Origin of the sequence: Candidatus Rickettsiella isopodorum, assembly GCF_001881495.1 — a bacterium.
In the GTDB taxonomy this organism is placed as follows: Bacteria; Pseudomonadota; Gammaproteobacteria; order Diplorickettsiales; family Diplorickettsiaceae; genus Aquirickettsiella; species Aquirickettsiella isopodorum.
In genome coordinates this window covers 1-374 of sequence record NZ_LUKY01000008.1, presented here as the reverse complement: position 1 = coordinate 374, position 374 = coordinate 1, and the positions used below count along the sequence as shown (strand labels likewise).

General features: G+C 36.4%; 1 protein-coding gene. It reads left to right on the top strand.

Annotated elements, in window-relative coordinates; translation table 11 throughout:
• Positions 1 to 374, top strand: a 374-nt coding sequence (locus tag A1D18_RS06755) for a hypothetical protein (RefSeq protein WP_171910785.1), incomplete at both ends; no start/stop codon positions are given.

Genomic DNA, 374 nt, shown 5'->3' with positions numbered 1-374 from the left:
GATGGATTCTTATGCGGAAAAAACAAAGCCGCCATGCAATCGATTCCACCCTTTTGTGCGCCTGATGAGATTAGAGTCCGAATCGATTTGATCGATCACATTTACGGACGAAAAAATGAATCTGATATTTTATATCTTGATCAGGATGTTCGTTTTATTGATGGCTACGGGGGGAAAAATCAAACGCATCCCGATAATTTTTTTATCACTGATCGTTCGTATAAGAATTTAGAGTTTGTGTTAAGAAATAATACACTCATCACATTTTTATCAAACCCAACAATAGACTCGATAAGCTATCGAATTCCTTCTGGCGAGATAGGTGAGTCTTGGATTCATTATTATTTTAAAGAAACCATTCAGCATCGATTCTT